At 51.0% G+C, this 21,399-nt stretch carries 13 protein-coding genes; 5 read left to right on the forward strand and 8 right to left on the reverse strand.

The genetic code is table 11. The annotated features are described in order from the left end of the window. Nucleotides 1–93: 93 nt before the first annotated feature. The 5 genes from BUB94_RS01795 to BUB94_RS01815 form a co-directional block, all read right to left on the reverse strand. Nucleotides 94–2,070 carry a glycosyl hydrolase gene (locus BUB94_RS01795; protein WP_073233680.1) on the reverse strand — a complete coding sequence of 659 codons (1,977 nt, stop codon included), beginning with the start codon at nucleotides 2,068–2,070 and terminating at the stop codon, nucleotides 94–96. A gap of 179 nt (nucleotides 2,071–2,249) precedes the next feature. Continuing rightward, nucleotides 2,250–3,929 (reverse strand): glycosyl hydrolase, encoded by a 1,680-nt coding sequence (locus BUB94_RS01800; RefSeq protein ID WP_249505560.1) that lies wholly within the window; start codon nucleotides 3,927–3,929, stop codon nucleotides 2,250–2,252. 84 nt (nucleotides 3,930–4,013) lie between these two features. Further along, nucleotides 4,014–6,032: a T9SS type A sorting domain-containing protein gene (locus tag BUB94_RS01805; protein WP_083537985.1), complete on the reverse strand. Its 2,019-nt coding sequence runs from the start codon at nucleotides 6,030–6,032 to the stop codon at nucleotides 4,014–4,016. Between the two features lie 170 nt (nucleotides 6,033–6,202). Further along, entirely contained in the window at nucleotides 6,203–8,083 is a 1,881-nt protein-coding gene (locus BUB94_RS01810; RefSeq protein WP_073233684.1) for a glycosyl hydrolase, read from the reverse strand. Between the two features lie 181 nt (nucleotides 8,084–8,264). After that, on the reverse strand, nucleotides 8,265–9,260 hold the full coding sequence (locus tag BUB94_RS01815; protein ID WP_073233686.1) for an aldose 1-epimerase: 996 nt from the start codon (nucleotides 9,258–9,260) through the stop codon (nucleotides 8,265–8,267). A gap of 193 nt (nucleotides 9,261–9,453) precedes the next feature. Here BUB94_RS01815 and mnmE point away from each other — a divergent pair, with 193 nt between their 5' ends. After that, on the forward strand, nucleotides 9,454–10,836 hold the full coding sequence (mnmE, locus tag BUB94_RS01820) for a tRNA uridine-5-carboxymethylaminomethyl(34) synthesis GTPase MnmE (RefSeq protein WP_073233688.1): 1,383 nt from the start codon (nucleotides 9,454–9,456) through the stop codon (nucleotides 10,834–10,836). Beyond that, nucleotides 10,826–11,707 carry a GRP family sugar transporter gene (locus tag BUB94_RS01825; RefSeq protein WP_073233690.1) on the forward strand — a complete coding sequence of 294 codons (882 nt, stop codon included), beginning with the start codon at nucleotides 10,826–10,828 and terminating at the stop codon, nucleotides 11,705–11,707. Before mnmE ends, BUB94_RS01825 begins: the two co-directional genes overlap by 11 nt. A 249-nt stretch (nucleotides 11,708–11,956) precedes the next feature. Here the strand turns inward: BUB94_RS01825 and BUB94_RS01830 are convergent, their stop codons facing one another. Beyond that, complete coding sequence (locus tag BUB94_RS01830; RefSeq protein WP_254793633.1) at nucleotides 11,957–14,044, reverse strand: glycoside hydrolase family 9 protein; 2,088 nt, start codon at nucleotides 14,042–14,044, stop codon at nucleotides 11,957–11,959. Between the two features lie 391 nt (nucleotides 14,045–14,435). Here BUB94_RS01830 and BUB94_RS01835 point away from each other — a divergent pair, with 391 nt between their 5' ends. Then, nucleotides 14,436–15,377 carry an aldolase catalytic domain-containing protein gene (locus BUB94_RS01835; protein ID WP_073233692.1) on the forward strand — a complete coding sequence of 314 codons (942 nt, stop codon included), beginning with the start codon at nucleotides 14,436–14,438 and terminating at the stop codon, nucleotides 15,375–15,377. 181 nt (nucleotides 15,378–15,558) lie between these two features. Here BUB94_RS01835 and BUB94_RS01840 read toward each other — a convergent pair whose 3' ends face one another. Both BUB94_RS01840 and BUB94_RS01845 read right to left on the reverse strand, forming a co-directional pair. Beyond that, nucleotides 15,559–17,043: a PHB depolymerase family esterase gene (locus BUB94_RS01840; RefSeq protein WP_073155939.1), complete on the reverse strand. Its 1,485-nt coding sequence runs from the start codon at nucleotides 17,041–17,043 to the stop codon at nucleotides 15,559–15,561. Between the two features lie 243 nt (nucleotides 17,044–17,286). Further along, nucleotides 17,287–18,663 (reverse strand): efflux RND transporter periplasmic adaptor subunit, encoded by a 1,377-nt coding sequence (locus BUB94_RS01845; RefSeq protein ID WP_073233694.1) that lies wholly within the window; start codon nucleotides 18,661–18,663, stop codon nucleotides 17,287–17,289. An 805-nt stretch (nucleotides 18,664–19,468) separates the two neighbouring features. Between BUB94_RS01845 and BUB94_RS01850 the strand changes: the two genes are divergently transcribed. Both BUB94_RS01850 and BUB94_RS01855 read left to right on the forward strand, forming a co-directional pair. After that, entirely contained in the window at nucleotides 19,469–20,380 is a 912-nt protein-coding gene (locus BUB94_RS01850; RefSeq protein WP_073155945.1) for a cation diffusion facilitator family transporter, read from the forward strand. 80 nt (nucleotides 20,381–20,460) lie between these two features. Next, on the forward strand, nucleotides 20,461–21,294 hold the full coding sequence (locus tag BUB94_RS01855) for an aldo/keto reductase (protein ID WP_073233696.1): 834 nt from the start codon (nucleotides 20,461–20,463) through the stop codon (nucleotides 21,292–21,294). The last annotated feature ends 105 nt before the right edge of the window (nucleotides 21,295–21,399 follow it).

A 21,399-nucleotide genomic window follows, 5' to 3' on the forward strand; every position in this document is an offset into this window, starting at 1 on the left:
GTGGGCGTGTTGTAGGGGCTTTCAGATACGAAAAAACGCAGCGGTTAGGCTGCGTTGATTTGGGGTTCACTTAAAAGGAATCGCTAATTGTTTTTATTTCAGCTTGATGACTCTGGAAACACTGTATTTTCCGGCAGATGCGCGGAGTACATAGCTTCCATGGGCCAGTGCACTCAGGTCAAAACGATGGCTTCCGGCAACGAGATTGCCTTGGGCAAGAGTTGCAATGCGATGGCCCATCATGTCGAACAGCGCCACCGTTCCTCGGCCTGCCTGGGGAATGTACAAAGACAAAGTTTTTTCTTGAACGGATGTCGTTATGTTGTTTGCGAAAGGTACGGTGTTGCGAATGGAACTGGGGGCGACGATGGCGCCTGCGCTATTGGTGTCTGCAACCACATTGTCCCAGCCCGGCATATTGTCCAAGGCGATTACTCGTTCGTCATCCAGGTTGCGCTTCCACATATCGGCGGGAGTCTTTTCCAGGAAGTTTCCGCTCCATGTCTGACTCCAGGTCATCCAATAGCTCCAATAGGACTTGTCTTCGGCGATGCTGTCGATGTCGGGAATGGCGCCGTTTTCGCTGAGGGCGATCATCTTATTGGTGCCCACTTCATCGATAATCTTGTTCCAGTAATCGGCTGCAGAATAATGGTTGTTCAGCGGGTCGTAAATGTCGACGGCAACGATATCCACGTATTCGTCTCCCGGATACCATTCTCCATTGAGGGCAGAATAGTCGTAACCAAACTTAGGATCGGTATTGATGTTCCAGACCCAGATCAGGTTCCTGTTCTTGTTTACGTTAACCATGCGGTTGAATACAAGATGCCACAGCTGAACATAGCATTCCGGAGAACCGACGCCCCACCAGAACCAGCCGCCACTTGCTTCGTGAAGAGGACGCCAAAGAACGGCAATTCCCTTTTCTTCAAGCTGCTTGAAGTAACCGGAAACAATATCTACGTCGGCAACGATGTCCTTGTATACCTCGGAAGTGGGGTCGGCGTCAAGGCATACTGTCTTGGTTGCTTTGCATTCGTTTTTGGTGGAGTCCATATCCGTACATACGGATTCCGTCTTGAATGCCTTGGTGTAGTTGAAACAGGTGTTGTTTTCTGCGGTTCCAGCAACGTCTTCGGTACAGCCTGCATTCTTGAAACCCTGCATCTGGGTGTAGAAAACGGTGTCTTCGCCCACCTTCCAATGCCAGGTGTATGTGGGGATGCCGCCCATGCTCCACAGGTCTTCGGTCATGACCAGATTGTTTTCTGTATAGCCCCGGAACCATCCTTCTTCGTGATGCCCGCCTGCAGCGAAGAGCATGTCAAAACCACCGATAGCAGGATAGTGGCCGGAACGCTTGTAAAATTCGTCGATGTCGGTCTGGCCTTTCCAGGTATCTTCACCATTCAAGAACTTACAGGAGTCTGCAGGAGTGCATTCTGCGGCGGAAAGCAACTTCATGTTGCCGTAATCGTAGTTGAAATTCTGGTCGCTGATCATCATGCCGCTGATAGTCTTCTTCATGAAGTTGTCGCGGAGGAAGGTCTTGACCTTCATGGCGCTTTCGGTGGCGCCGGGAGTTACGGGCAATGCACTAATCTTGAATTCCGGATCAGGAACCCGTTCCACGATAATGTAGTCTACGCCGATGGAGGCATTGCCGACGGTAACCGTATTCTCGCCAGCCTTCATCTTAGAAGTGGCGGATACGACGTAGGCGGAATCGCAGCTGCGGGGTGTGGTCAATTCAGAACCAGCCTGCTCCCCATTGACCATGATTTTGGAGGTGGTCCAGTCGTACTGTTTAATCAGAACCTGGGTGGTCACCTTATAGATGGCAGTTTCGTCAACCTTGATGGAGAACGTCATTCCGTCAGAACCGGGAACCACATACTTGCCACCAGAAAAACTGGCGTCTTCCTTGATGTCGGCGGCTGTTACGCCGGGCTGATCTTCGGCTTCATACTTGGTGGCTGTGGTTGCTGCAAAGCTTGCTGTGGCGAGCCCCATGAAGGCAACGAAAGAGAATGCGCTCTTGATGGCGCTGTTAAAATGTAATCCCATAAACACTCCTTAATTAAACCGCCTTAAATCTATATTTGAAAACCGAATTTTTAAATGGAAGATCGCCTCGAAAAGCTTAAATCGTTGAAAAGTTCGCATCAATTGATGCTTTTTTTTAATAAAGATTGCAGAAAAGGCCGCGTTTTTCGCGGCCTTCGATCGTCTAATTTTACAAGGAATTAGTTATTGGGAAATTTCTTTCCTGTAAGGTCAAAAATTTTGGGTTGATCCTTGTTTTGATCGACCTTGTGGACCTGAACTTTATTTCCCTTGATTATGAGTCTTGTTCCTGCAGATTTAAAGTTCGTTTTGGTCTCTTGCTTACCCTTAAGGCTTGCAATTTCAGACACGTCTGCCAATTCGTACTTGTCCCAACCCGGCATATCTTCCAGGGTGATTACGAAGTCGTTGTTCATGACGGTCTTCCAGGTTTCTGCCGTATTGTCGTTGGCCCAGCCTTCCATGGCGTAGTCACCGTACCAGGGCATGAACCAGCTCCAGTTGGCTCCATCGGCCTTCATTTCGTCGGGGAAGGGAACAGAACCATTTTCACTTAAGGCGATAATCTTCTTGCCGCCGTAAATATCCTTCACGGTTTCAAAACTGCCCACCAGGCTGGAGTGGTTTGCTTCGCGAGGATAGTAATAGTAATCGCGGCCCACAACGTCTACGTATTCGTCGCCAGGGTACCAATCGATGGCGTCCTTGGCTTCGTCGGTGGTCCAGACCCAAATGAGATTATGCAGGTCTTTTTTGTTGACGAAAATATCGAACATCAAACGATAAAGGGCGACACAGGCTTCGGCACCATCGGTACCCCACCAGAACCACTTACCGGCGGCTTCGTGAAGGGGGCGCCACAATACGGCAACACCGGCTTCCTGTAAAGTGTGAAGGCTGTCGGCAATCATTTCCAGATCGCGGACAATGGCCTTGTATTCGTCGGATTCTGTTTTCCACTTTTTGGTAGTCAGGTCGTAAGCCTTGGTGACGCTGAATGTGGTGAATGGATCGTTTCCGCTGGACTCGGTGTAGAAGGCTTCCACATCCCACATGGGGTCTTTCCAGTGCCAGTTAAATTGAGGGATGCCTCCCTGCTTCCAGACGTACTTTGCCATTTCCAGGGTGGCGTGGGTGTAGCCCTGATGCCACATGCCGTCGGAGCCGCTGCCGCTGGCGTGCAAGAAGTCAAAACCTACCAGCACCACGTTCTTGCCGGAGGCATCTGCGATGTACTTCAATTCAGTCTGAGTTTCGTAAGTCTGAGGCGTGTACTTACCGTCATTTTCGAAGGGACGTTCCGTCATGACGCCGCTAATGACTCGCTTTCCAAAATTTGTCAGCAGGAAGTTATAGAGCTTCTGTGCGCTTTCGGTAGGTTCCGGTGTCACGGGACTTGCGCTCAGACTGAATGGGGCAGCTTCGTATTCGGTAAGCTCGATGTAGTCCAGATTCACCCAGCCCCAGGAATGTACAATACCGATGGTGTTGTCGCCCTTGTTCAGCTTGATTTTTCCTGCACCCTTGATGGTGGAAAACTCGTCGTTCATGCCGAAGGAAATTTGACCTGCGGAGATTCCGTTGATAGTCAAGTTCTGAATTTTGTCAGTCCCGTCGGTAGGGAGCATGTAATTGGCCCACAGGGTGTAATAACCTGTTTCAGGAACGTTCACCTTGAATTCCAAATTGCCCTCTTTCATAGCCACATAAGAACCTCCAGAAACGCCTGCCTTGGAAACAACTTCAACTTTATGGTCGTCGGCGAGAACGGCGTCTTCGGCTTCTAGGCGAATTGCTGCGGCGTTGGCCGAAACCAGGGCGGCCAATCCAAAAAACGGGGCTTGTTTAAACATGTTCATTCCAAAACTCCATGTATACATATTCTTTTAGAAAAAAACGCCGCGATGTCCCGCGACGTTTTCCCACACATCAAACTTGATGAATTACTTGATGATGATCGGCTGGGTTGCGGTGATGCCTGCGCCCTTGACGCGTACGATGTACTGACCCTTGGACATGTCGGTCATATCGAATGCGTGGGTGCCTGCAGACAGGGTTCCGCGATAGAGGGTGGCGACGCGCTTGCCGTTCATACCGAACACATCTACGTTAACCAGGCCCGCGGAAGCGGCAGTGAACATGATGCTGTTTCCGTTTACAGACATCTTTGTAGCAGGTGCTGCTGCGGTAGCCTTGATTGCTGTCGTTGCCGGAGTTCCGTCAAAGTAAGTTTCCACCTTGGTAATGGTGGCTTGTTCCGGGGAGAAGGTGTCGAATTCTGTATCGAAGTTGTTGATGACAATTGCGCCGTCGTCAACAACGACATTGTCGATTAGAACTTCGCCGCTGAAGGCATCCGTAGTCATCTTGATAATGACTTGGCTGAGGTTGCCTAGATTGCTGGTGATGGGGAAGTCGTCTTCCCAGTAGGCGAACTTGTCGATGGGGAAGGTGCAAGTTGCGGTTTCGCCTGCTGCTACGTCGCAGTAACTGTTGGCATTGTACCAGCCCCATTTGATGTGAGTATCGCTGGCGTTGGTCTTCATGGCCATGGTGTACTGAAGATCGCTGGTGGAGTTGTTCTTTACGGTAAAGGTAATAGCCTTTGCTGTTCCCAGGTTGGTTGTGAAATTGTATGTCAGGTTTGCTCCTTCAGAAGCGTCGACGCCAGCGTAGGTCACCTTCATCCAGCCGTTCTGTCCACCGGCGGATGCGGTAAAGTCAGAAAGTTTCACCTTGGTGGAATCCAGTTTGTAGATGGTTGTAAGAGCTTCTGCGGAATTGGCGAGGCTCCAGATGGCGTTCAGGTAGAAACTGTTGCCGGCTTCTTCGTGAAGAGTCCAGCCCATGGCGCCAGAGTAGCCGTTTTCAAAGGCGTACTTGTAGGCGTTTGCAATAGTCATCTGGCGAGATCCAGCAGGGTCGCTGCTGAGGTTTCCGCCATTGGTGTTCACCTTAACCCAGTCGGCACCCGGGAGCTCGCCTACCACCATGGGCTTATCCAGCAGATAGTAGCTGTACGGATTGTGGAAGGGGCTTGCGCTGTTGGGATTCCATTCGGGATAGTAGTGAACTTGGTAGAAGTCCAGGGTTCCCTTGGGGTACTTGTTTTCGCCGGCGGCCAGGAGCATGGCGTCGGTATAGTAGTTCTTGCCGCACTTGTCGCTGGTCATAGTGAAGCGGGCGCTACCGTTAGAAACCAGGTTGTTGGGGGCTTCCTTGTGGATGGCGTCGGCAGTCATGTTGATGACGCGCTGGATGTACTTGATGTCCACCAGCTCGGTGCCCCAGCCGTTGCCGAAGTTCTCGGTGCTGGTCATGCCTTCCGGTTCATTGAATACTTCCCAGGCGAGGAGTGCGGGATGATTCTTGTATGTCTTTACCAGCGGAAGCACAGCCTTGTCAATGAAAGCCTGTGTGGCGGCTTCTTCCTTAAGAATCAATTCGTTGGCGGTAAAGTCAAAACGACCGCCCCAACTTGTTGTGCTTTCGTAGTCCTTCTTCATCATGTCGAAGGAAAGAAGGCAGAGGTCTACCACGATGCCGTATTCTTCGGCGATATCCAGAACCATACCGACGTTCTTGATGGTCTGTTCTTCGATGCCTGTGGCGTAATGGGTGGTGGGATCAAAGCTTGGGTCCATGGTGTTGTTGGTGAAAAGCCACCAACGAATGGAGTTACCGCCTGCAGCGCGAAGATCCTTCAAATCCTTACGGACTGCATTTTCGTCGATGGTCATCAGCTTGCCGTTGGCGTCCTTACCAACGTCCTGGCTGAAATTCCACCAGGCGATATTCATGCCGTTGAGAAATACTTCATTGCCGTTGTAGCAGAGCTTGCTCTTGTCGTTTGCGCAAATGCTCATTTTATAACCATCGCCGTTTGCGGCCATGGCTGAAGTTGCGAAAAAGGCGCCGCCCACCAGGGAAAGCGCTAAAGCTTTTTTTAAAATTTTGTTCATAAGTATACTCCAAACAAGCGTCTTCAGAGACGCAAAAATACCAAACAACAGAGTTAATATAATTTATTTTGGTAGTTTAAATCAAAGTGTTTTTTTTTTTTTTATCAAAACAAAAAATGCTTCGGAATTTTATCCCGAAGCATAAACTTTTACCTTTGTAGAAAAAGGGATTACTGTGCGCCACCGATAATGGCTGCGTCCATGAACTGTCCTTCCTGGACTTCAACTGTGGCGGGTTTGTTGAAATCGCTCAAAGCTGTTCCGTCGTCTGCGACAACATCGTCGTAGAAAATCGTTCCGTTTACACCCGGGGTGGAAATTTCCAGGAGGATTGTGGAAACGTCTGCGAGATAGGCTGTCAGTTCTTCACCTTCAAGAACGGTCTGGTTTGCGGCTGTTGTTGCAAGATCAATTTCACAGGCTTCCTTGGCGCCGCCGTTAATCCAGCAGCCGTCGGGCTGAGCCCATTTCCACTTGGAGTCCATGAAGGCGATGGTGAACCACAGACCGTCTCCGTTATTGGAATTGTCAACATTGAATGTGAGCTTGGTTGCCTTGGACAGGTCGACGACGGAACCTCCGTGGAGGACTACGTTGCCGCGAACGGTGTCTTCTGGAGAACTTGCTGTCATGACAACCTGCAAGTATCCATTGGTGGCGATGTCTTCAGGAAGCACGAGGGGTGCCTTTTCAACGGCGGTATCCAGGTCTGCAAGGGCGTATCCGACGACGCATGCTGCTGCAGGAGCGTTGCTGATGGTGTAATTGTCCCAACCGGGCATGTCTTCCAGGGCGAATACGCAAGGATCTGCCAGGTTTGCTGCCCAGACGGTGTTCTTGGTCTTGCTGACGTACTTGCCGTCCCAGCTTTCATACCAAGGCATGTTCCAGCTCCAGACGGCGTTGTCGGCGTGCATCAGGGATGCGTCAGGGATAGGACCATTTTCAGAGAGTGCGATGATCTTGTCGCCATGAATAGTCTTCATGTTGCTGAATACAGCTGCGTTGCTCTGATAGTCATAGGACTTGTTGTAGATGTCTACGGAGAACACGTCGTAATAGGCACTACCCGGATCCCACGTTGCATCGCTGAAGATTGTCTTTTCTGCATTCCACACCCATACCAGGTTCTTTACACCGTTGACCTTGACCATGCGGTCATATACAAGGCGGTAAAGGGCTGCGTATTCAGCACCCTGGTGCATCTTGTCGGTGGCGCTCCACCAGAACCAGGCTCCACCGGATTCATGAAGGGGACGGAAGATTGCAGCTACGCCCTGTTCCTGAAGCTGGAGGAAGTATTCAGAAATTTCATCAATGTCGGCGACAATCTGCTGGTAGGCTTCGGATGTTTCGTCCCATTCGGTGGTTCCTGCCTTAAAACCTGCAGCGTAGTCAAAAGTGGTAAATTCGCTGGCGTTACCCTTCTTGGTGTAGAAGGCGTCGATAGCGTGGCTGGGGTCCTTCCAGTGCCAGGAGAAGGCCGGAATACCGCCCTGCTTCCAAAGGTCCGCTGCTGCTTCCACAGCCATCTTTGTATAACTCTTGTACCATGCATCTCCGGCATTGACACCGTTTGCGAACAGGAAGTCAAAACCCACCAGCGCGGGATATTTGCCTGCGGCTTCGTATACGGCCTTGACGTCGTTCATTTCCTTGACGGTGGCTGTGTTGACGTCACCGGTCTGAACACCGGAAACTGTACGAGAACCGAAGTTGGTGGCGAGGAAGTTGTAAAGCTTCTGGGCGCTAGCAGTAGCTCCTTCTGTAACCGGAGCGTAGCTGAAGGTTCCGGGCACGTTGGTAATCGGAGTGTTGTTTCCTTCGTTTCCGTTGTCAGATACTGCAGTGGTATCGATGGTCGTGTTAGATGTGTCGGTAGGAGTGCCAGAAGGTGTGCCGGTGCTGTCGCTAGGTGTGGCGGCGGGATCATCTCCCACAACGGTAGTCTGTTCTTCAGGACCGCTGCTAGAATCGTCTGAGCATGCTGTTGTCAGAATAGCTGCAGTTGCAGCCAAGCCAAATGCCAAGAGGGATTTCTTGATATTCATAAACACTCCATACAAAAAGATTTACTTGACTAAAATTATATTCCTGAGAGGAGAGAATTCTTTTTTTGATGTTCTATGTTGTAATAACGTTGAATGGAACACAACAAACTTTTTAATGAAAAAAATGGCGTTTTCTTTCGAAAAAAGCCATTTTCTTTAAGTGTGTTGCGAAATAGAAAAGCTATTTCTCAATAAAGTTGAAGCCGAACTCAAAAGTGCGGGATTCGCCCGGAGGAATCACGATGAGACCGCGGTGATGGTTCAGGGCATCCGGTTCCGTGGTCATGGGCTCGATGGCGATGCTCATGCGGTCGGGGGGAGTGTACATCTGGATGGCGTTATACTGTTCGATACCGGCGCGCTGCCAGATGTCCAGCAGGTACTTCTCGCTTTCCAGCAAAACGTGTGCGTTGTTGATGAAATCTGCATCGGCGGGAGTCTGGGCGAATTCCTTGCCCAGGCAGAAACAGTCATTGATGAATTCATCGGAAATCTTGCGAGACGGGACGAAACGGGTGTCTTCCTTGAAGTTGCCGGTGGGGAGGTCTGCGGAATCCAGCACGGCCAGATTTGTCACAGGCATGGAGAGGGTTAGTTCGTCAATCTTTTCGCCCAGGCTGAAGTAGGGGTGCCAACCTTCGGAATAGGGCATGTCCTTCTGGCCCAGGTTTTCGACCTTGGAGTAGATGGTCACCTTTTCACCTGTGTAGATGATGGTGTTGGTGGCGCGGAAGGGGAAGGGGAAGCCGGCGTAGGCGCCAGACCAGTCGCAAGTGAATACTGCTGTGCAGCAGTCGTTATCGCTTTCAAAACTCTGGAAAGTCCATTCCCTGTTCTGCAAGAAACCATGAAGGGCGTGGGGAGCCCAGCTAACGTTGTTTTCCAGCTGGTATTCGTTGCCGTTCCAGTTGAATTTGGCAAAACCGGTTCTTCCCGGGAAGGGGGTCAGTCGGCAGCCGGCGTTGGTATCAGGGCCCACCTGGTGGATGGTGGAACCGTCGCGGTAACCGAACAATAGATCAAGCAGTTCGCCGTGTTTTTCGTTTACGGGTACGCGCCAGGCGTTAAGGCCTCCACCGTAGCCGCTAAGGATTTCGAATTCTGCACCGTCATCGCGCTGCAATACATAACACTGGACAGTACCCAGGGGGCGAGAAATAATCTTGAACTGACTCATATGTAGGGAATCTAGATAATAAAATCAGCATTCCAATAGTGAATATAGCCGAGTAATAAAAATGTATTAGTCTTGCCAATTTGTGGAAGTTTTTTGTAAGCATGATTTGCCGTAAATCACAGTTAACACAATTCCGTCAATGGTCCATTTTGTTGTATTGGACAGAGAAAAATGAATTTCTATTTTTCACGCCATGGAAAAACAGACTATTGTAGCCCCGATGACCCCCAACGGCGTAAGTGCCGTGGCTGCCATTCGTGTCAGCGGCCCCCAGGTGAAATCCGTGGTGAAGACCCTCTTTGGTGAAAAGGCCGTGGCTGGGCTTAAATCCCACATGGCAAAACTGGGTACAGCCAAGTGGCCAGCTTCTGTTGAAGGTGGATGCCGTACCGGGGCTGTGATTGATAGTCTGCTGTACTTGTATTTTGAAGGTCCCAATTCTTATACTGGCGAAGATGTCCTGGAACTTTACCCCCATGGCAATCCCCTAATTGTCCGTGACCTGCTTCAGGCTTGCCGAATGGTAGAGGGGGTGCGCCTGGCTGAACCGGGTGAATATACCCGTCGAGCTTTTTTGAACGGAAAGATGGACTTGACCCAGGCGGAGTCTGTGGCTGACGTGATTCACAGCGCAAACCGTTCCGAATTGGAAAACGCCCACCGTTTGCTGGGAGGCGCCCTTTCTAAAAAGGTTTCTGCCCTCACCGAGCAGGTGAAGGATATTTCTGCCCGCATGGAACTGGATGTGGATTTCGCCGAAGAAGAGGCGGATCCGGATTACGCTGGCTGGGAAACCCGCTTTGTGGCCATTCGCCAGTCGGTTCAGGGAATTCTGGATAGTTTCCGCGGCAAGGCTGAAGTGGGCCGCTTGCCTCTGGTGGTCTTGTATGGAGCCCCTAATGCAGGTAAGTCCAGCTTGGTAAATGCATTGCTAGGTGAAGACCGTATTCTTGTCAGTGACATTGCGGGAACCACCCGCGACTTCGTGGAAGTCCGTCTGTTCCTGGATGGTGGCGAAATCCGTCTGGTGGATACCGCTGGCCTTGCCGAAAAGGCTGCCGACGCTCTGGATGCCTTAAGCATGGAAAAGAGCCGTCAGATTCTCGCTGAAGCCGACATGAAAATCTTGTTAGTTGATGGAACAACTAGCGTCATCCTGAACCCCGAAGGGGTGAAGGATCCAGTAGGCATGAATGTTCATCCGGATCTTGTTCTGCAAACGAAGGCTGACCTTTCTAGGGATGTCGCTCTGAACTCGGTTCAGGGGCAACTTGCCATATCTTCAAAAACAGGCGCAGGTCTCGCTGAACTTAAATCCGCTCTCAACGCCCGCCTTTTCAAGAATCGCGAAAATTCCGAAGACCTCTGGATTACAAGCGAACGCGAAAAGGCCTGCCTCGAAGAAGCTCTTGCCGGCATCGATCGCGTGCTTCTACAGTTGCGTTCCAATCCCGCAGTAGAACTGCTGGCCTTTGAAATGCAAATCGTTCGCCGCGCCCTCCAGAGCATTACCGGCGAAATCTCATCTGAAGACGTTTTACAATCCATCTTTGCGGGGTTCTGCATTGGGAAATAGTTATATTGGCGCGCTGCTCGCCATTTTCATATTTGGCTCCTACATGGTGCCGCTGAAGAAATGGTCTTCCTATTCTTCCTGGTCCTTCCTTTCCATGATGACCACGGGGGCGTTAATTTGTTCCCTGGTGATTGCCTTTGTGACAGGATCTTTCAACTTGAACCCCATGGGCCTGCTTTGCGGTCTTTTGTGGGTGGCAGGCGGGGCTTTCAGCTTCTGGGCGGTTCAAGCCGAGGCTGACCTTGCTGGAGCAGGTGTCCGTGCCATGGGAGTGAGCATCCTGGCTTCCTTCCTTTCCGGTGTTCTGCTGTTTGGAGAACCTTCCAACTTTGCGTTGTCCATCCCGGCGATTGTATGCTTTCTGGTGGGCCTGTCCCGCTTGACGCCTTCCTCAGGAGGCTCCGTTTTTAAGAACTGGCGTTCTTTTTTGGGCGGTTTTGTTTTCGGTACTTACCTCATACCTTTCAAAATAGCGACTGCCCATGGCCTTCAGCTTTCCGACCTGGAATTTATGTGCCCCCTTTCTATCGGCATCTTTGTGGGAAGCCAGATTCTGGTGGGTATCCTCATGCTCAAACGTAAGAAGGCATTTGATTTCCCGCTGGTGCCAAGCCTCATTTGCGTGGGTACAGGTGCCCTTTGGACTTTTGGCATGCACGGTTGCTTCTGGGCTATCGCTCCTATTGCTGCAGGCGGTTCCTTGGGATATGCCGTTGGCTATCCCTTGACTCAGCTTAATTTGCTGGTGAACCTTTGCTGGGGTGTGATTGTCTTTGGCGAATACAAGACTGCCAAGGAACGCATCAAACTTCTGCTGGCGACATTTGTAATTCTCGCCGGCGCAGTGCTCTTGACCCTTTCCAAGGGGTAATTGAATCTTGGATGTACGCGAAAAAGGCGGTGGAAAACCATTGTTTGAAGCTCTTTCCACTGCCTTTTCTTTATTTTGTGTGTAAAAATCCTACGCGAATTTGGACCGTAGCGGTGAAAATTGCTCCTTTGGGAGCTATTTTTGTATGTGTTTTACCTTATTTTGTGGATAACGTAATAAAAAGGCGGTGGATTTCTCCTGTCTAGGACTCTTTCCACTGCCTTTTTGAGTGAGTACTCTTGAGCGACCTTACTTGACGGCAATCTTCTTTACGGTATTACCTACCTTCACCATATAAACGCCGCTCTTCAGAGTCTGCAGGTTCAGAGTGGCATGGCCTGCAACTGCCGGCTGGTTCATGACTTTGCGGCCCTTCAAGTCTGTCAACTGGATACTAGAAGACTTTGCATTCTGCAGGTTTACAATCAGGGTTCGGCCATTCAGGCTCATGTTGAAGCCTGTTGCGATTTGAGTAACGATTCCGTCCTTTGCGCCTGTTGCTTCTCGAGTCACTTCGTCATAGCGGGTGGCTAGTGCCATCAGGTACCAAGTGCTGTGGGGGAGCCACTGTTCAATCCAACGCCAGTTGTCCCAAGATTTTCCGTTAATGGCGTTGACGTCGTCCCACACGATTCCGCTACCGTCTGTGTTCAATCCGGAAATGCCGTTGGCGATACCGCCTTCGAGGGTGGCGTCGTAATTGGAAGATCCATCATAGATGGCGGGATTCTTCTTTCCCTTCTTGTACATCATGCACACGCCGTAAGGGTTCTTTCCCAAAATCCAGTCCAGCTGATCGGTAGCGTACTTGTTGATTTCTTTTTTGTTCGGGGTGTCTCCTAGAACTTTTGTTGCGTATACGGCTGCGGCAGAAAGGCTGGCCAATCGAGCGTCTTCGCCTTGCCACCAGTAATTACTTTCGTTATCGTGGGGGATAAAGAAGGTGTTCTTGATGGTGTTTTGTGTCTTGGCGGTTTGACGTGCGTAACCGAAGGGATTGCCCACTTCGTTTGTAACGGAGATAAGCCAGTTTAGATGCTTGCTGATAGCGTCTTTAACCACGGGAAGTTCGCGGGAGGCGCAACCGCCACCGGGGCACAAGTCCATTTCGTGTGCTAACTCTGCAAAACGGCATAGCGCGACTAGAGGAAGCCCTGCGTCGCTGGCGTGCCAGAAGGGACGAGTCTTAGCGTCATCGCTCCAGAAGAATCCTTCATCACTGAGTCGGTCAATCAGGTGTTCTGCGCGTTTGAGGGCTTCGTTGTAGTAGTCATGTTTTTCCGATGAAGCACCTGCGCTATATAGTTCCATTGCTGCCAACAGCGCGGTGTAATCGTCGATGATATTTTCCTTGCCGTCGTCGCAATAGGCGCAGCTTCCACCAATAGACTGCTTGGACTGCAAATGTTCAAAGCCCTTCTTTGCTGCGGCCAGGTATTGTTCGCTGGTGTAGTCGCCGTTCTTCTTCAGCATAGAGGCTCGGGCAAGGCCTGCAATCGCCATGCCGCCACCTTCGCGGAATGCGGTCTGGTACTTGGAACTTCTTGTGCCTTCGCTTCCGCTAAAGGCGCAGACGCTACGGTCGGCCTGTCCCCAGCTATCGAATACGGTCATGTAGAAGTAGCCTTCTTCGCTCAGCATGCGGACTAGGAAGTCTGCGCCGTAGATGGCTTCATCCGCTGCGGTAACGGTAGACGGATTGGCGCTCAATGCGGCGGGCATTTTTTCTGCGGCGAATGCCAAGGCCCACACCGTTAGCGGAATTTGCTGCGGGTTCAAATAGTTTGCATAAGACAGGTGGCTAAGGTACTTACTCACGTCGCCGCTGGCGTCATACCAACCGCCGTGAACGTCCACCTTGGTGCCGCTCCCTTCCAGAGGAACGCTCTTGTCCCAGCCCACGATAGGATCCTTGTCGGCGCGATCCTTGTAGAAGTAATCCATCACGGACTTCAAGGTGTTGGCGGCCAGGGCGTTTTCTGCAACCACGAAATAATCTGATGTAGAAGGGGAGCCCTCGTTGACGCTGACGTAGTATGTGCCTGCTTTAAGGGAATCGCCCAAGTCGATGACATAGTATTTGCCGTTCTTGCTCCAGTTATCCGGATTGACGCCTGCGCCAAAAGTTCCGCCCTTGATGCTGCCGCCCAGCGTTCCATCGGAACCGCCGCCGAACAAAGTCCAGTTGACCCCTTCCAGGTTCTTGTCGCTTTCCACGATAACGGAAACGGGCTGACCTACGTCATAACCCACCTGGTTGTAGTAAAAGGCGTTGTCTGCGTTGGCGATGGAGGCCAGCGCTGCTAAAGTCGATACGGTAAAAATCTTTGTTCTCATGAGATAAAATTTAATTCCGTAGTTCAAGAAGATTAAAAGGGGATGGATGAACATCGGGAGAACAAAGCTAACCTTTTAGATTAATAATTACGCAAAAGTTGCGTTAAAATAAAGATGGGTTGGCCCGTCATAGGCTTGTCGACCTTGATGGATTCTATGGATTGTGTTGAAAATGAGGTGATTTTATGCTTTTGTAATGTCCTGAATACCATCAAAAATAGGGTGTTAGAGTGTTATTAACGCAAAAAATGCGTTTAAAATGCATAAAGTTCTTCTCTAGGTTAGCTGTCCCCTTGTGCGAACCCACCTATTAATCTACCTTTACCCTCATAAGAAATCGGGCCGCAGGCCCTTTAACTTTTACACTTTAACCTTTAACCTATAAGCTACTATGTACTACGAAAGCATTAAGGTTCTCGACTGCACCATCCGCGACGGTGGTCTCGTCAACAAGCACGACTTCTCCCTGGAATTCGTCCGTCGTCTTTACACCCTCCTGTCCGCCGCTGGCGTCGACTACATGGAAATGGGTTACAAGAACTCTCCGGAACTGTTCGACCCCAAGGAATACGGTCCGTGGAAGTTCTGCGAAGACGATCTGCTGTGGAAGGTGAAGGACGGCATCGATTCCAAGATGAAGATGGCCGTGATGGCTGACGTGGGCCGCGTGAACATGGACGCTGTGAAGCCCGCTGACCAAAGCCCCTACCAGATGTTCCGCGTTGCTTCTTACGTGAAGAACATCGACAAGGGTATCGAAATGGTGAACGCCTTCAACCAGATGGGTTACGAAACCACTCTGAACATCATGGCTGTTAGCCGTGACCGCGGTCCGGAACTGGATGAAGCTCTGCACCAGGTGAACGAAGAATGTAAGGCTGACGTTCTGTACCTCGTAGACAGCTTCGGCGCCTTCTACCAGGAAGACATCGATAAGGAAATGGCTCGCTACCGTGGCATCGTGAAGAACAAGCAGTTCGGCTTCCATGGTCATAACAACCAGCAGCTGGCTTTCTCTAACACCATTCAGGCTATCATCAACCACGTTGACTTCCTGGACGGTTCCGTTTCCGGTATGGGCCGTGGCGCTGGCAACTGCACCACCGAACTTCTCCTTGGCTTCCTGAAGAACCCCAAGTACGATCTCCGTCCGGTTCTCGATGCTTACCAGGAACTGTTCCTCCCGCTCCAGGCCAAGTACGAATGGGGCTACATCATTCCGCAGATGATCACTGGTATGCTGAACCGTCACCCGCAGGATGCAATCGCCGTCCGCAAGACCGAAGACAAGGACAACTACTCCAAGTTCTACAACCATATGATGAACGACTAAAGAGGTTTTGGTGCGCAGGCAAGTAAACTTGCCTGGATAACAAAACCTTTGGCCGTAGACTCGCAGCCCGCGGGGCAAGAGTCCCACGATTAAGAGCCGAGAGTCGCTTCATAAAAAATCCCGAGTTCCGTTTTTGAACGGACTCGGGATTTTTTGTTAGAAGGAGTAGATGAATTCTTGATTACTGCAGCTGCCACTGCTTCAGGAATGCCCAGGCAGATTTGCCGTCAGCATAGGAGTGGCCTGCGTTAGGATCGTTGCGGAATACAACCTTCACGCCGTCCATGCAGTTGGAGTATTCCTTCACGGTGACGTTGCCGTCTCGGCTTTCTGTGGGGTTGCCGGTACAGCCATTCTTCTGGCCCCAGAAGGTGAAGTTCTTTTCGGCGCCGAGGAAGTTCAGGCCGTCGCCGCGACCGCTGTCGCCACCCTGATAGACGCAGACGCCATCGCTAGTGCTGCGGTACATGATGATGGGAATGGGGCGAGCCGGGTTGCAGGATGCGCTGTTGACGGTATTCAGATCCATTGCGGAAGGTGCCACGGCGGCTAGTTCATCGGCCAAGTTGCAAGCCAGATGATTGGTCATGCCACCGCCCATAGAGAAGCCGCTGGCGTACACGCGCTTCTTGTCGATGCAGGCGGATTCGCTGGCCGCCTTGATCATTTCGCGGGTGAACTTTACGTCGTCTGCGGTAGAGCAGCAGGGGCCTACGTTCCAGGCTGCGCTTGCTCCGTCGGGGTACAGGGAGATGACGCCTTCAGGATCAGTCTGAGCCCTCAATTGGGTTCCGCCCATCTGTCCCTGACCATTACCGCCGATACCGTGGAAGTCAATGACCAGAGGGACTGCCTTGTCGCCCTTGTAGGCGCTGGGAACGTGCATGATGAAGGTTCGGGTCTGTCCATCTACGTTTACGCTCATGGTCTGATCGCCGGCCTTTGCAGTCTTGCTGGCGCAATTTACAATCAGTTCGACGCTGGAGCTGGATCTTGCTGTGGAGGCGGAACTCTGGGATGCGGAACTTGCCGGTCCCCAAGTCATAGAAGAAGAGCTAGGCTGCTCCCAAGTCATAGAAGAACTGGATGCTGTCAAGTCCTGCTTTTCCAAGGTAAAGACTTTTCCAGTTTCCTCCTCTTCGGCCATGGTATAGCTGAAAATCTTGTATCCGGTAAGAGAGAATGCCAAGTAGGGCAGAGGGTCGCCAGCCTTCATCAAGGCACCGCGACTTACGATGTAGTTGTCGTTTACGCTATTGCTGGACACCTTCAGAATCATGAATTTCTGACCAGCGAATTTCTGAATGTCGATGGAGGTGTTCTGCGAATTGAACTCCTGCTGCATCATCATCTTGCCAAGAGCGTCCATCATAGAAACCTTGAAGGAATTACCGCTGGGGTTGGCAATGCTCAAGACGTTTCCATTTTTGGCTACGGCAATTTTGTTTTGAATAGAGGCGTCTGCAATTGCAGTCGTTATTTTATCGCCGATGGAAAATCTTCCCTGGGCGTCGCTTGTTGCGGTGTAGCCACCATAGTTGTAGCAGGTGATGTTAACGCCTTCCAGAGGCTCGTTGTCTGTGTTGACCACGGTACCGTCAAGGTTCCACGCGGAAGCTGCAATTGCGGTGACAAGAACGCCACCCAGGGCATGCTTCAAAAACATAAAATCTCCTTTAGAGTTTTATCCTGAACACACCTTGATTTACAAAACCAAACTCAAGTTAGAATAATTACGCAGAGAATCCCCTGGAAAAAGATGATAAATAAAACTGATATTAAGAAAAAACGGGGTGATTGTTCTCGTTTGCGTTTCCTTCGGGAATAATGTTCCCGAATAATAAAAAAGTCTCCGCCGTAGCGAAGACTTTCTCTCTCTCTTGCCGCGCAGATCCTGGTCTGCGTGGGATTATTTCTTCTTGCGTTTTCCCGGAGGGCCAGGCATAAAGGGGCTGCTTGCCTTTTCCTTTTCGGCCTTGACTTCGGTCTCGATTTCCTGTCCGGTAATCACGACGTCACCAACGCTTAGACCCTTCAGGATTTCCACGTTCACGCCGTCGCTAATGCCAATCTTGATGGGGCGGGGGGCAGCCTTCCCGTTGACGCTGACCCAGACCATGTTTCTGCCTTTCTGCTTGCCGGGCTTACGCTTTCCGCCAAAGCCACCCTTGCCGAATCCGCCAGGACCGCCGGGACCCATTCCCGGGGGAGGGCCGCCAGCACCAGGACCGCCAGGAGGAGGACCATCCATTCCCGGGGGCGGCGGGGGCATTTCGCCTTCCTTGAATCCTGGCGGCGGGCCGAAACCTTCGGGAGGCATAGGCGGGCGTGGCATATCCTTGAAGTCCGCCATGGGAGTGCTTTCGTTGGGTGTAAACTTCAATGCCTTTGCCGGAATGGAAATGGCGTCCTGAACTTCCTTCGTTACGATGGTACAGGTGGCGGTCATGCCCGGCAGCAATTTCTGATCCGGATTGTCGGCGGTAATGACCACGGTGTAAGTCACCACGTTGCTTGTGGTGGTGGGGTTCAGGCGTACTTCCTGAACCTTGCCGCTGAACTTGTCGTCCTGGAATGCGTCCACTGTAAATTCAACACGCTGGCCGGCTTTTACCTGTCCGATATCCGCTTCGTCTACGTCGGCCATAACCTTCATTTGGCTCAAGTCCTTTGCGATAATGAACAGGGTGGGGGTGCTCATGGAGGCGGCCACGGTCTGGCCCACGTCTACGGCGCGCTTCAAAACTACGCCGCTAATGGGGCTCTTGATGGTGGCGTAACTGAGATTCAGGCGGGCCTGGGCCACTTCGTTCTTGCGCTGTTCCATGGTGAACTTGGCGGCATTTACGCTGTACTCGGCAGATTCCAGTTCCACGGCGCTGGCGCTGTTGCTTTCGGCCAACTTCTTGGTACGTTCAAAAGTTTTTGTCTTGTAGTTAAAATCGTTTTCGGCTGACTTGTAGGCGATTTCGGCCTGGTTCAAGGTGGCCTGTAACTTGGACTTGTCCAGCTCCGCAATGACCTGTCCCTTTTTGACCTTGGAATTGAAATCCACGAAAAGCTTGCTGATATCGCCAGAAACCTGGGTGCCCACTTCCACCTGGTCTACGGGTTCCAGGGAACCTGTTGCAGAAATAGTGGTAGAAATGGTGGCCAGGGTAACTTCCGAAGTGACCAAGGTGGCAATCTTCGCTTCGGCCCCCTTGTCAAACACAAACGTCTTGACTCCATAGCCAACGCCCGCCAAAATGGCGATTACAATTAAGAATTTCAATAGCTTCATCATACTTTACGGAGAAAATTTAGAAAGTATTAGACTTTTTACAGCTATTTAGATGCGCTAGCAAGGGGATTCGTTGCAAAGAAAGACGCTGGGGGGAGACGCTTAATTGTCCCCTGAGGAACTAATTTGAAACATGCCCGGTGTTTCCTCCTTTTGATGCGCAATTGCACAGAGGCAAACCCGTGTAAAAGTTCTGCAAATTCACTATTGCACTTATGCATTGCCATGTATTCATGGGTTGAACCCACTATTGCGTACACGTATACCCTGGTATTTATGGCTAGAAAGCAGATACGAGATACAAGATATGAGATATGAAGTGTCATCCAGAGCGAAGCGAAGGATCTAGATATCGGATATGAGTTATTAAAATCGTGCCGGAGACGCCCTTACCAACGGAGAGTTTTCAGTTGTGAGCTATGAGTTTTTATAGTCGCGCCAAAGGCGCCTTACTTTTAGCTCACTACTCACTACTCACTACTCATAACTCATCACTCATCACTCACTACTCACTACTCACTACTCACTACTCACTACTCATAACTCACTACTCATAACTCACTACTCACTACTCACTACTCATAACTCATCACTCATAACTAAACTGCTCAAGGTCTCGTGCGTTTATGAGATTCTGAAACAAGTTCAGAATGACTGTTTGTGAATGTTCAGAATGACAGTTTGCGAATGTTCAGGACGACACCCCACTATCCACTATCCACTGTTCACTCATATCTACCCCGCAGTTTATGTCCTTCCTTTCCCCTTAGTCCTAGTCTTTTTTTGAACAGGTTGCTAAATTAGGGGTATGACTCGCATCGTTAAGCAAGATGACAGCGCCGAAGTGCGCCATGTGACCTGGGTTGGCCTGGGTTGGAACGTGGCTCTGTCTGTGGGCAAGTTCTTCGCCGGTTTTATCGGTGGTTCTCAGGCCTTGATTGCCGATGCTATTCATAGTGCGTCTGACTTTTTGACGGATATTGCCGTTATTGCGGGTTCCAAGTTGTGGAACTGTCCGCCGGATGCTAACCACCCTTATGGCCACCGCCGTTTCGAGACCCTGATTTCTGTGGGGATCGGTGTGGCGGTTTGCGCTGTTGGCTTGGGGCTTGGGTACGATGCCATTCAGACCCTGCGATTGGGAGAAGAGGGCGCGTCTCATCCGGAATGGATTGCTGCTGTTATGGCGGCACTCTCCATTGCCATTAAAGAGGGCTTGTTCCGTTATACGCGCAAGGCGGGCAAGAACATCCGCAGTCAGGCTCTCGAAGCCAACGCCTGGCACCATCGCAGCGATGCCTACAGTTCTATTCCCGTGTTGATTGCGGTGGGGATCGGCATCCTGTTCCCGGAACTTTGGTTTGCGGATTCCGTGGGCGCTCTGATTGTGGCTTGCTTTATTCTGCATTCGGGCTACGAAATTGCCTGGCCTGGAATTCACCAGGTGGCAGATATTGGTGCCCCTGAGGAAACGGCGACGAAATTAAAAACGTTAGCCCTTGAAACTCCCGGCGTCATTAGTATCCATGGTTTCAGGACCCGCTTTGTGGGTAGTGACCTTCATGTGGACCTGCATATTGTGGTTCCTGCCGATATGACCCTCCTGGCTGCCCATGATCTTTCCGAAGAAGTGGAGCGCCGAATCCTGGAAGCGGGCGAAAATGTGGTGGATGCCATGGTCCATGTAGACCCCTTCGACCCCAAGAAGGCCTTCAAGTAAAAAAATTTTCTGTGCAAATTGCATATTGCCCCGAAATGGTATAGATTTCTCTAGAAAACTTGCCTTCAAAGGAGTCGTGCATGGTTTTAGATGAAGTTTACAAACTGAGCAATGGTGTCCGTATTCCGAAAGTTGCCCTTGGCACTTGGCAAACTCCGAACGATGTTGCAGCCGACGCTGTTGTGGCCGCCATCGATGCAGGTTATAAGCATATCGATACCGCCGTTGTTTATGGTAACGAGGCTGGGGTTGGCGCCGGATTGAAGGCTGCCCTCGAAAAGACGGGAATCCACCGCGAAAGTATTTTCTTGACCACAAAGGTGCCCGCCGAAGTCAAGAGCTACAAGGGGGCGGAACAGTCTATTCAAGAAAGCTATGAACGTTTGGCTACGCCCCATATCGACATGATGCTGATCCATTGGCCCAAACCCTGGATCGAAATGAAGGACCCGAATGCGCCTTCTTACAATGCCGAGAATCTGGAAGTGTGGCGCGCCATGGAAGCCGCCTACGACGTGGGCAAAATCCGCTGCCTCGGTGTTTCTAACTTCAGCATTGACGATATCAAGAACATCCAGGATAACTGCAAGGTCCAGCCGGTGGTGAACCAGATTCGCGTTCACATTGGCCATGTGCCTCTGGAACTGATCGAGTATTGCCGCTACAACGGAATCCGCGTGGAGGCTTATTCGCCCAATGCGACGGGCCGCCTGATGAACGTTCCTGCGGTGTGCGAGATGGCCAAGAAGTATGGCGTGTCTGTGCCCCAGCTGGCAAACCGTTTCTGCCTGCAGTTGAACCTGGTGACGCTTCCCAAGTCTACCCACGCCGAACGCATCCGCGAAAACGGCGCCCTGGACTTTGAAATCAGTGCCGCCGATATGGAACAGCTGCTGGAAATGCCTGAAATTTAAAGAAACATCTGGCTCTTCATCAACATGTGTGGGTGGCTTCGCCACCCTTTTTTGTTGACTTTCGCCTAAATTAAACAAAAAATGGGCTATTTTCTAAAATTTAAT

It is taken from the genome of Fibrobacter sp. UWH9 (assembly GCF_900129715.1).
GTDB lineage: Bacteria > Fibrobacterota > Fibrobacteria > Fibrobacterales > Fibrobacteraceae > Fibrobacter.